The sequence below is a fragment of the Caldicoprobacter sp. genome (assembly GCF_047459465.1).
In the GTDB taxonomy this organism is placed as follows: Bacteria; Bacillota; Clostridia; order Caldicoprobacterales; family Caldicoprobacteraceae; genus Caldicoprobacter.
In genome coordinates, this window is the sequence record NZ_VSCO01000049.1 from 1 (window position 1) to 12,124 (window position 12,124).

Annotated in this window: 9 protein-coding genes; 2 read left to right on the plus strand and 7 right to left on the minus strand. The window is 47.3% G+C overall.

Translation table 11 applies throughout. The features are described from left to right. Positions 1–77: 77 nt before the first annotated feature. From FWJ59_RS04790 to FWJ59_RS04800, 3 genes are all read right to left on the minus strand, one after another. A complete protein-coding gene (locus tag FWJ59_RS04790) occupies positions 78–836 on the minus strand; it encodes an amino acid ABC transporter ATP-binding protein (RefSeq protein WP_414480843.1) in 759 nt (252 codons plus the stop codon). Between the two features lie 13 nt (positions 837–849). Further along, entirely contained in the window at positions 850–1,491 is a 642-nt protein-coding gene (locus FWJ59_RS04795) for an amino acid ABC transporter permease (protein ID WP_414480851.1), read from the minus strand. Between the two features lie 157 nt (positions 1,492–1,648). Continuing rightward, positions 1,649–2,464 (minus strand): amino acid ABC transporter substrate-binding protein, encoded by an 816-nt coding sequence (locus tag FWJ59_RS04800; protein WP_414480844.1) that lies wholly within the window; start codon positions 2,462–2,464, stop codon positions 1,649–1,651. 225 nt (positions 2,465–2,689) lie between these two features. Here FWJ59_RS04800 and FWJ59_RS04805 point away from each other — a divergent pair, with 225 nt between their 5' ends. After that, complete coding sequence (locus FWJ59_RS04805; RefSeq protein ID WP_414480845.1) at positions 2,690–3,367, plus strand: DUF421 domain-containing protein; 678 nt, start codon at positions 2,690–2,692, stop codon at positions 3,365–3,367. A gap of 5 nt (positions 3,368–3,372) precedes the next feature. Beyond that, positions 3,373–3,753 carry a DUF4363 family protein gene (locus FWJ59_RS04810; RefSeq protein WP_414480846.1) on the plus strand — a complete coding sequence of 127 codons (381 nt, stop codon included), beginning with the start codon at positions 3,373–3,375 and terminating at the stop codon, positions 3,751–3,753. A gap of 82 nt (positions 3,754–3,835) precedes the next feature. On the opposite strand, the gene FWJ59_RS04815 is transcribed toward FWJ59_RS04810, so the two are convergent. From FWJ59_RS04815 to FWJ59_RS04830, 4 genes are all read right to left on the minus strand, one after another. Continuing rightward, complete coding sequence (locus tag FWJ59_RS04815) at positions 3,836–4,153, minus strand: hypothetical protein (protein WP_414480847.1); 318 nt, start codon at positions 4,151–4,153, stop codon at positions 3,836–3,838. A 23-nt stretch (positions 4,154–4,176) separates the two neighbouring features. After that, positions 4,177–7,005 (minus strand): excinuclease ABC subunit UvrA, encoded by a 2,829-nt coding sequence (gene uvrA / locus FWJ59_RS04820; RefSeq protein WP_414480848.1) that lies wholly within the window; start codon positions 7,003–7,005, stop codon positions 4,177–4,179. A 100-nt stretch (positions 7,006–7,105) separates the two neighbouring features. Continuing rightward, positions 7,106–8,512, minus strand: a complete 1,407-nt coding sequence (gene nagZ, locus FWJ59_RS04825; protein WP_414480849.1) for a beta-N-acetylhexosaminidase — start codon at positions 8,510–8,512, stop codon at positions 7,106–7,108. A 226-nt stretch (positions 8,513–8,738) separates the two neighbouring features. Further along, positions 8,739–11,948 carry a glycosyl hydrolase gene (locus FWJ59_RS04830; protein WP_414480850.1) on the minus strand — a complete coding sequence of 1,070 codons (3,210 nt, stop codon included), beginning with the start codon at positions 11,946–11,948 and terminating at the stop codon, positions 8,739–8,741. Positions 11,949–12,124 lie beyond the last annotated feature (176 nt).

The window sequence follows — 12,124 nt, forward strand, 5'->3', positions numbered from 1 at the left end:
ATTTCATGTAAAATAATTCTGATAGAACTATTAAGGCAATAAAAAATCCCCCACGGTATGCAGGGGGCTTAAAACTGTCACAACACCTGCTTAAGAAAATTCCTTGTCCTATCGTTGCGTGGGTTATAGAATATTTCCTCTGGCAAGCCTTCCTCGATTATCTCTCCTCCATCCATGAATACTATTCGATGACCCACTTCCCGTGCAAATCCCATCTCATGGGTAACCACCACCATGGTCATCCTATCTTCAGCCAGGTCCCGCATAACCTTGAGGACCTCCCCGGTAAGCTCGGGGTCCAGGGCGGATGTAGGCTCATCAAACAGCATTATGTCAGGCTTCATGGCCAGGGCCCTCGCAATGGCCACCCTCTGCTTTTGGCCACCAGAAAGTTGTGAAGGATAGCTGTCCCTCTTGTCAAGCAACCCCACTCTCTCAAGCAGTGCTTCGGCCATATCAATTGCTTCCTTTTTTGGCATTTTGTTTACCACGATGGGAGCCTCAATGATGTTCTCCAGCACAGTCTTGTGGGGAAATAGGTTGAAGTTCTGAAACACCATCCCTACCTTCTTGCATATTTGGCGTATCTGCTTATCGGGGACATATGTTGCCCTGCCCTCTTCATCTTCGTACGCAATGGGTTGCCCTCCTATTATGATAGAGCCCTTGTCGATAACCTCCAGATGAATGATGCACCGCAGCAAGGTACTTTTACCCGATCCCGAAGGGCCTATAACGGCTACTACCTCGCCCTTATTGACGTTCAATGAAACCCCTTTTAAAACCTGTAAATTCCCAAACGACTTGTAAACGTTTTTAGCCTCAATCATATACATGGACCTCTAACCCCTATTCATATATTGAATATCGGCGTTCCAACCAATCAAATGCCTTGGTCAGCACATAAGTCATGATCAAATAAAATACAGCTGCTACTATAAAGGGCGATGTCACAGCATCCCTGGACACGGCGATCTTGGTAGCCCTTAAAAGCTCGCCTAAGCCTATAGCATACACCAGGGCTGTATCCTTTACAAGGGTGATGGCCTCATTGCAGACAGGAGGCAGTACCCTCCGCACGGTCTGTGGAAGGATAATCCTCCACATGGTCTGCCAATAGGTAAAGCCCAACACCTTAGCTCCTTCATACTGCCCTTTATCAATCGACTGTATGCCGGCTCTGAAAATCTCGGCAAAATAAGCGGCATAGTTGAGGACAAAAGCGATACAGGCGGCCGGGAAATTGTCCAGGGTAATCCCGAAGTTGGGCAAGCCATAATATACAAAAAATACCTGCAACAGCAATGGCGTACCCCTCAACAGCCAGATATATCCACCGACGACATCCCTCAAAATCCTATATCTAGAAATGCGCGCCAGCGCCAGAAGCACCCCCAAAGGAATTGAAAAAAAGATTGTAATGAAAAACAACTCTAGAGTAACCACGGTACCCTGGAGCATGGGCACAATAATACGCGATACATATTCCAACGTAGGTTTTATTACCCCAAGCGCTGGTCCTATAACCTCAAGCACCAATCCCTGCATAATACCTCTCCCGATTGAAAATTTATAGAAACGCAAAAAAAGCCTGACGGCGCAATCAAAGGCCGTCAGCCTTAAAAGCTTTGACATACCAACGCGAGTCTCACTTCTTTATGATGTCCTCACCAAACCATTTCTTGGAAATCTCGGCCATGGTGCCATCCTGTTTCATCTCATCCAACACTTTATCCAGGGCCTCCAGCAGTTCCTTATCCTCCAACCTTAATCCGACGCCGTATTCCTCGGTACCGAAATTGTCCTCCAAAATCACAAAATTTTCATTCCTCTTTTCAATGTAATATCTCCCCAGTATCTCGTCTGCCACCACAGCATCAATCCTGCCTGCCTTAAGGTCCAACAGCGCTTCAAGGTTATCGGGATACTGTACCACTTCGGCCAGAGATTCAAACACTTCCTTATCCTTTTCCAAGGCTTCAAGGCTGCTGCTGCTCATCTGTACCCCTACCTTCTTGCCTGCCAGGTCAGCCTTGCTCTTTATAGTTGAGCCCTGTGGTACGATTATGATCTGCGTATTTACCAGGTATGGCTTAGTAAAGGCCATGTTTTTCTTCCTCTCCTCGGTAATGGTGAGGCCGTTCCATATCATGTCTATCTTCCTATTCTTGAGCTCAAGCTCCTTGCTATCCCAATCAATGGGCTTAAACTCCACTTCCACTCCCAATCTCTTTGCGGCCTCTTTTGCCAAATCAACGTCAAAACCGACGATATTGCCATTCTCATCCCTAAATCCCATGGGGGCAAATGCGTCGTCAAGCCCTACTATAAACTTTCCAGCCTGCTTTATCCTCTTCAAAGAATCGTCCTTAGCGTCAGCCGCCTGTTGAGCTCCCGCACAGGCACTCAATAATAGCCCAACCATCAATGCCAAAGTCAAAATCGCAATTGTACTCCTCTTCACTTCAATTCCTCCATTCAAATCTCGTTTAGTTTTAAAACAACAATATTATAATTTAGTATATTAAATTAGTAAAGCGTTAAATTGAAAAAATTTAATGCTATTTTTAGGAATTTCCCAAAAGGGACATCTTAAAATGAGGATCAGCTGCGCCCGACAGGAATAAAACATATATATATCAGCCAACCTATTATATGAAAATACAAGCAATGGTAAGGGGTTGTACATATGCTAGTGATGTTTTTCCGGGCTTTAATACTCTATGCCCTGGTAGTCACGGGGATAAGGATCATGGGAAAACGACAGGTAGGCGAGCTTCAGCCCTTTGAGCTGGTGGTCACCATAATGATAGCCGAACTGGCATCGGTGCCCATGGAAAACACCGGCACGCCCCTTTTAAATGGGATCGTGCCCATACTGGCATTGCTTTTGGCTGAAGTGTTCATTTCATACATCACCTTAAAAAGCGAAAGGGCCAGAACCATCGTATGTGGCTCGCCCAGCATCGTGATACAAAACGGCAAGATCGTACAGAGAGAACTGGCGCGGCTGCGCTATAACGTAAACGACCTGCTGGAACAGCTGAGAGAAAAGAACATAGTCAACGTATCGGACGTTGAATTCGCTATACTTGAAACTAACGGCCAGCTAAGCGTCATACCCAAACCTCAAAAAAGGCCGGTAACCGCCGAGGACCTTAATCTGTCTACCCGCTACGAGGGCTTACCATATACCCTCATCATGGACGGCCATATACAGCACAAAAACCTTGCTAAAGCCGGCGTGGACATCAACTGGCTGCTCCAGCAGCTTGAAATCCGCGGGCTTAAACCCAAAGACGTATTCTTCGCCTATCTTGACAGCCAAAGGAACTTACAGATAGAAGAAAAAGAAAAGCGGAGGTGAGCCCATTGAAGGTACTGGTAATAATGATGGCGATAACCATCATCTTTATCGGCTTTGCAATTTGGACCCAACACACCCTCGCCTCCTCAGCCCAAACGCTGGAACAGACCCTGAACAGCTTGGAATCGGCTATAAAAGGCGATAACTGGGAAACGGCAAATGAGCAGCTGGAATACTTCAACCAGCTATGGGAAAAGACCAAAAATCTGTGGCAGATATTTATCGATCATGAAGAAATAGACAATATCGACGTGACGCTGGCAAGAGTAAAACAGCTGGTAAGCACAAAAGAAAAGGCCGATTCGCTGTCCGAAATCTCGGCCCTCAAGCTTTTCATTGTCCACATCCCGCAAAAGGAATCCCTGTGCCTTGTAAATATGTTTTAAGGAGCAATCGGCGCGATCCCATTAGGACCTCTTATCAAACGCCATTTATTTCACCAATATGCTTTTACACGCAAGAGGTCATTCAACCCCAAAATATATCGGCATAATCCTCTTCGACGTACTCGGTGTAAAAATCTATAAATAAACCCGATTTAGGCGGCTGGCAAGCGCGATCCTCCACCTGTACCCTGCATAAAAAGTCCTGCTTTTCAAAAAAGCTTATGGCTTCATAATCCCAGGGAATATCGCTGCGCTCATATATGCCATACCGTTCCAAATCCTTCAAAAACGGGTTTATTTTATCCTCCGAATCCACATCTACCTCAACGCTCCCTTTCTGCCTTAGCTCCCTTATTACTTCCTCGACCTCGCCGGTCTGATAGCGAAAAGCCCTTTCCATTCGTATCACTCCCATTCTACTCTTTACATATGGAGTACCTGTTTTAAAAATTGGCCGGTATAGCTTTCCTCCACCTTTGCTACTTCTTCGGGGGTTCCCTGAGCCACTATCATACCGCCCCTATCTCCGCCTTCCGGCCCCAAATCGATGATGTAGTCGGCCGTCTTTATCACGTCCAAATTGTGCTCTATGACCACCACGGTATTCCCCCCATCGGTCAGCCTATGCAGGATATCAATGAGCCTATGGACGTCAGCGATGTGCAAACCGGTGGTGGGCTCGTCCAATATATATATGGTGCGGCCGGTACTTCTCCTACTCAGCTCGGTAGCCAGCTTAACCCGCTGGGCTTCACCGCCCGATAGGGTGGTCGATGGTTGTCCAAGCTTGATGTAGCCAAGCCCCACATCGTATAAGGTTTGCAACTTCCTGTAAATCCTGGGTATATTCTCAAAGAACTCCATGGCCTCCTCAACCGTCATATCCAGCACATCGGCTATATTCTTGCCCTTGTACTTCACCTGCAACGTCTCACGGTTATACCGCTTGCCCTTACACACTTCGCAGGGCACATATACATCCGACAGAAATTGCATCTCTATCCTGATTATGCCGTCGCCCCGGCAGGCCTCACATCGTCCCCCTTTGATGTTAAAGCTAAAACGCCCTTTATTATACCCCCTTACCTTGGCATCGCTGGTCATGGCAAAGACTTCGCGTATATAATCGAATACGCCGGTATAGGTGGCAGGATTAGAACGCGGCGTTCTGCCTATGGGAGACTGGTCGATGTTTATAACCTTATCCAGGTGCTCCAGTCCCAGTATTTTTTCATAACGTCCCGGCTTTACGCTGGCGCGGTTGAGGTGCTTGGCCAATGCCTTATAGAGGATCTCGTTAACTAAAGTGCTTTTGCCCGACCCAGAGACGCCGGTTACACACGTCATTACGCCCAGCGGTATCCTGACGTTTATATTCTTCAAGTTGTGTTCGCTGGCACCAATTATTTCAAGCCATTTATCGCCTGGCTGCCGCCGCACTGCAGGAACCTCTATCTTTTTTTTGCCGCTCAAGTACTGCCCGGTAATGGACTCCGGGCAATTCATGATATCTTCCACTGTGCCGGCAGCAACCACCCGCCCGCCATTGGCTCCTGCTCCCGGCCCCATGTCGATAATGTAATCAGCAGACCGTATGGTCTCCTCATCGTGTTCCACTACGATTACGGTATTGCCCAGATCCCTCAGCTTTTTTAAGGTGCGTATCAGCCTCTCGTTATCGCGCTGATGCAGGCCTATGCTAGGTTCGTCCAATATATATAGTACCCCAACAAGGCTAGATCCAATCTGGGTGGCCAACCTGATGCGCTGAGCTTCGCCGCCCGACAGCGTCCCTGCAGGGCGCGATAAAGTCAAATAATCAAGCCCTACATCCACCATGAACTGGAGCCGAGAGCGAATTTCCTTGAGTATCTGATGAGCAATCAACTGCTGGGTAGGGGTAAGTTTAAGCCCATCGATAAAATCGAGCAGTTCTTTGACCGATAAATTGGTCACCTGGTATATATTGAGCCCGCCTACCGTAACGGCCAGGGCTTCGGGCTTCAGCCTGGCACCCTTGCAAACAGGGCATGGGGTACTGCCCATATACGCCTCAATCTCCTCACGCGCCACCTCAGAATCGGTTTCATAATAGCGCCGCTGTAAGTTGGGGATTATACCCTCAAAGGGAGCCATAAAATAGCCCGAACCATTCCGGTCATATTTTACCTTAATCTTCTCTCCTCTGGTACCGTACAATATGATATCCACTATTTCCTTTGGCAAGTCTTCTACCGGCGTATATAGGCTAAAGCCGTAGTGCTCGGCCAGCGCCTCCAAAAATATCCTGGCCATGCTATCGCCATTGCCGCTGTTCCACCCAGGAACAGCAATTGCCCCTTCCGCCAGGCTCAAAGAAGGATTGGGGATTACCAGTTCGGGATCAATCTCCATCAGAACCCCCAGCCCATGACAGTTGGGACAGGCCCCAAAGGGGCTATTGAAAGAAAACAGTCGAGGTGCAAGCTCCTCTATGCTAATTCCACAATCAGGACATGCGTATTTCTGGCTAAAGAGTATCTCCTGCCCTCCGATCACATCCACAATGGCCAAGCCATCGCTCAATTTCAACACCGTCTCAAGAGAATCGGTGAGCCTCTGCTGAATACCCTTCCTTACGACGAGCCGGTCAACTACTACCTCGATGGTGTGCTTCTTATTTTTGTCAAGCTTGATCTCTTCCGAAAGCTCGCGCATCTCCCCGTCTATTCTAACCCGCACATAGCCTTCCTTCCTTATATCTTCAAGCAGCCGTACGTACTCCCCTTTTCGGCCGCGAACCAGAGGAGCCAAAAGCTGGATCCTGGTCCCCTCTTCCATTGCCATGATATAATCCACCATCTGCTCAACCGTTTGTTGCTTAATCTCCCTACCGCATTTGGGACAATGGGGAGTGCCTATCCTGGCAAACAGAAGCCGAAGGTAATCGTATATCTCGGTAACCGTTCCCACGGTGGAACGGGGATTCCTGCGAGGGGTTTTTTGGTCAATGGATATGGCGGGAGAAAGTCCCTCTATATAATCCACATCCGGCTTTTCCATCTGCCCCAAAAACTGCCGTGCATATGCCGACAGGGACTCTATATACCGCCTCTGCCCCTCGGCATACAGGGTATCAAAAGCCAGCGACGACTTGCCTGAACCGCTGAGCCCCGTCACCACCACCAGCTTATCCCTGGGGATGGATATATCTATATTCTTTAAATTGTGCTCCCTTGCGCCTTTTACATATATCGCTTTACCCTCACCCATATATGAGCCAAACCCTCTTTCGCATGATGTAGATATTCTATGTCCAGCAATTCAGAATACAGTATAGCAAAAATCTATGCAAAATAAAAGGAAGGATTGCTTATTCCCTCCCCCATGCCTCGTTAGCCACAGCCCTATGCTCCTCTGTCCCTACTACCATGAAAATGCTGCTGGCGTCTGCAGGTTGATCACTTAAGCCGTACTTCAGCTTTAAGGCGATAATCCTCCTCACTGACTCATCTATGCGTTCCATTGGTATTCTGCCGCTATGCACGGCTTGGATAATGGCCTCAAAAGCCTGCTTCTGCTTTTCATATGTGTGGCATATGGACACTATATCGGTCCCGGCCAGCACTGCCCGTACGGCCGCCTCCTCTATGCCGTAGTATTTTTGTATGGCTCCCATTTCCATATCGTCCGATATGACCACCCCATCAAAGCCCAGCTCCTGGCGCAGCACCCCCGTAATTATTTCCGGCGATAAGCTGGCAGGTACCTTCTCTTGAGTTATATTGGGAAAGAGTATGTGAGCTACCATGACCATATCTGCCCCTTCTTCAATAGCGCGTTTAAAAGGAATAAGCTCAAAGCTCCTCAAGCGTTGCATATCATGGCTCAAAGTAGGCAGGTCCACATGGGAATCCACAACGGTATCGCCATGCCCCGGAAAATGTTTAATTACCGGTATAACCCCTCCATCTCGCAACCCCTTCATCAAGGCTACCCCCAGTTGGGCCACAGCATCAGGATCAGTACCCAAGGCCCTGTCGCCGATAACTGTATTTTGGGGGTTGCTCCATATGTCAAGTACCGGCGCAAAGTTCAGGTTGAATCCGTAAGCGCGCATCTCAACAGCCGTGACTTTCCCTATATCATAGGCCAGCTGCGTTGAGTTATTTTTCCCCCATACCAAATTGGGCGGGAAATGGGTAGCATCTTTAGGAAGGCGGCTGACCTTCCCACCTTCCTGATCGGCCGAGATTATAAGGGGAAGGGGATTGCCCTCATTAAAAGCCTTTAACTGGTTTATGAGGTTGACCAGCTGCATGCTGTCCTTTACATTTCTGGAAAACAGTATGACGCTTCCCACATGGTAGTTCTGTATCATCTCCTTGACGGCAGCAGGTGCTTCAAACCCATCAAAGCCTATAATAAGCATCTGGCCTACCTTTTCTTCCAGGGTCATCCTGCTCAGATACTCCTCGATTTTATCCTCCAAAGAAAACAGAGCCGGAGAATCCCCTTGATCTTGAGCATTATCGTTTTGAGACTGATGGTCCCCTTGTCCTGGACCTAGATCATCCTGTTTTGCATCTTCCAATCCCTGCTCTTGCTGCCCTTCCGATTTATCGCTATCACTACCAAACGTTTTTCCATCTTGGTCAACACCTTGGCCATCTTTTAAACCGTCAGGCGTATCCATCCTTCCATAAGAACAGCCTGATAAAATAGATATCCCTAAAAACAGTGGCAACAAAATGGCAAATACCCTGTAAATGTACCTCATCTTTACCTCCTTAGCATCTTATCCCAAACCATCGATACGAAAATTATAACACTTTTCATAGGATATTAAAACACGTTCACCGGCAATAAAAATGGCGGGGAAGCTTTGGTGCCGCCCCGCCATTATAAAATAAAATTATCAACCTTTCCGGCAAACACTTTCAAGCCCGATAATTTAGCTTATACCAACGGAGTTGGCAGGATATTATCAGTGAATAACCACAGCATCAAGGGCTACATACATCAACGTAAGCATGTCTGTACGCATCAAAATACTGCCCTTCAAAAAGCCGTATGAGAGTGTTGGTCACATGAAGCTCGACTTCGTTTTCCCCTGGTTTTATCCAGCTTTTATCTACCACCCATCGGTACGGGCTCCATGCCCTGGTCCCCGCATTATGGCCATTAACATAAAGACTCACCACGTCTTCCATAGCAGCATCATCTATAAACATCTCGATCCTATCGGCTGCCCCATCAATCAAAAGCTTTTTCCTGTATACCAACGTGCCGGCATAAAAGGGCAAGCCCAGTGCCATTAAATCTCCCGGCTTGCCGGCGCTACCAATTGAACACAGTTTCCACATGCCATCCTCTTTTTTCACTCCAAAGCATCCGAAGAGGTATAGCGGGTTCACAAGCCCATCATGGGTGGCTTGAACAGCTACCTTCACCTGTATCTCATTTACCCCCTGCTTTATATACTGCGATATATCCACAGCCAGATTGGTGGGTAGATATATCTCCTGCTGCACAAATTGACCCAACTCTATTCTATTGCCATTAATTATCATATACCCTTCGCCCTGTAAGCTGCCAGGCTCCATGACAAGCAATATAGGGGGCTTAACGTTATCCTCTACATAAAATTCTGCTGTATACGTGCAGTTAAGCGGGGGCAATTCCAACTGCTTTGGACAGCCAAAATAATCCTTCAGCTTTATTGGGATCGCAATTCCCGCATCGTGAATTTGGTCTATTATGGGTTTACATTCCACCACCTTTCCTCCATGGCAACCTTCCACCTGAAGCCGCCAGAAGCCTACCCTCAGGGCATTCATCCCCTTTAATTGAACTTCCCATTCATCATCCAGATCTATCTTTTGCTTTTTGGTATGTCTTACAACCCCGAACTGCTTATCCATAGCTTCATCGCATCTATCTTTCAAAGTCAAAATATAGGCCTGATAGGGTGCAAACTCAAGGGAAAAACCCTTTAGCTTGACATCTTCATCAAACTGAAGGATACTTTTGCTATTCTCCAAACCGGGATCGCTGCAATAAATCCAATGATGCAAAAACCCATTGCAGTTAAGATAAATTCTCACCCTATGCCGCATTCCCGACGTATTGACCAAAAAACAGCTCAGCCCACCCTCGGTATGATAACACGCTGCCAATATATCCCTTTGTTGAGTGGCATTCACGCAGTCATATCCCTGAGGGGCTTCTTCCACATCATTTACAATGGAAACAGGGCGTTCCACCACCTTTTCCATTATATCGATAACCTCTTCTACACTTTTTGCGAAGAATAGCCGCTTGTTTTTTTCATCGGCGATGGACGGATCATGGCTTTCCTCTTGCCTGCAAACTCCTCCTTCAATACTGCCGGAGCAAATCCTTCCATTAGCCATCCTGCCTTCATCGCCAACGTAGTGCTCATAAATGTAGCGTACATCCACGTCAAACCACTGGCTGAACATTAAACCCGCATCCAAATTGCCAATCCTTTCAAAAGGTAAGCACTCTACCCCTATGACGGTGCCGCCATTTTCGATGTACTCCTCAAGCTTTTTCAATGCGCAGTCTTCCATATTGAGCATGGGTGGCAAAATGAGCACCTTGTATTCCTCACCATTGAACCTGATGCACCCTTGCCTTACATCGCACTGGCTAAACAGCTCGGGATCCATTATGTAGTAATCAAAGTGATTCTCCAGAAGTGCCCTTTGGAGGCTGGAAAATCCCTTTTCAAGCTTCTCTCTCAAATGCCTCTTTTCCCCCATTGCAGTCCACTGGCTAGAAACTGGATCCAATATGATGATATCCACCCTCCGCTTGCCCTTGGTCTCAAGATCAGTTATTTTGGCCGCATAATCGGATAACAAACCCATATGGGACCAGTAAGGCATCTGATAAAAGCTGGAGGGAGGAGCATCGTGCTTTGTCAGTCCATCGGTGGTATAAAAGAAGGCATGGGGTACGAAAAAGTTGATTCCCTGAACCGCCAGCCAATCGAAGGTCCATTTCATATCCTGAAGAGTCATACCCCATCCTATGCTATGGAAACATTCGCACAGTGTGCCGGGCTTCCCGTAAAAATGGGCCGCCGAGCTGGCCAGCTTGGCATTTGCCCTGTATTTAGAGCTAGCGACATCGGGCCTTGTACCCACCTTTTGATGCCCTGCGTCTATACCCGGTATATGGAAATATTTCAGCTGCTTACTTCTCAGTATGGGCTTTTCCCCTACGTACAATAGATTATTGGCCTCACACCAATCTCGAACCTGAACCTCATAGCTCTCAATAAAAGCCTCTGTAACGGTATTCCAGTAATCGTACCTCACCTTATCGGTGTCAGGACCCATGCGTTCAAACAGTGCAGGCAACTTGTCCAGTAATGAATAGCCGTTCTTCTTCTCAAACATCTGGGGCAAAAGGGGTGACCATGGCATTCCTGGCGGAAAAGCCGTTATCTCATCCGTGAAAATCCCTTTTATGGTTTTGCCGAATTCATGCCCGAAATGTTTCTTATACTGCTCATGGGTGGTATTGATATAATACCGCATCGCCTCTGGATTTAGCGGATCCACATACTTGCCAAAGTATTTGAAGTTGTCCACCGCTACCTGAGATATGATATAAACATGCCATGTACCTTCAGGTACGTCCCAGTGAAGCTTCTTTATGGGTTTTCCGGTGAAAAACCTCTTCCTGTTATATTGGGTAAGGCCGCTCATTTGAAAGATGTTCTCCTTATAGCCTGTACCAATGTGGTATGACAGCTCCACCGGATCATCCCAGGCGATAGAACCATTTTCTTTTGGATATGCTCTTGCCAACAATACTTGGCCCCATGGCAGTTCCATATCAACGGCCTTAGGCCCTTCTACGTCGAATATCTGGGCTTTGAGGGCTTTGGCTTCAAACTCAGGGTGGTCCAGCACAACCAGACCGCCGCTTACCCCGCTGGGATAGGGGTACTCGTCATAGAGCCACACCTCTAAGCCCCTCTTTTTTGCTTCATCAATTGCGACGCTCACTTTATCAAACCACTTTTCGGATAAATAAGGAATCGAAAGCCCCTGCCGGGGGTGAATAAAAAAGCCTCTTATTCCCTTATTGGCCATCTCCTTTATCTGCCTCTTTATCTCGTCGTCCTTCATATCGCCGTTCCAAAACCAAAAAGGCTGTATACCGAATTTTAGAGACATACGACTCCCCCTTCCAAACACCAACCCATAACGCCATTAAAATATAACTACCTTGGCCCCCTCTATATAGGGCAAACTCTTCCTCATCTTTTTATCGTAACGTGACATTCCTCCATATTAGTTTTTGTGACAACAGATGTGCCAGCACCGATATAATATTGAGCCCTTCCATATTT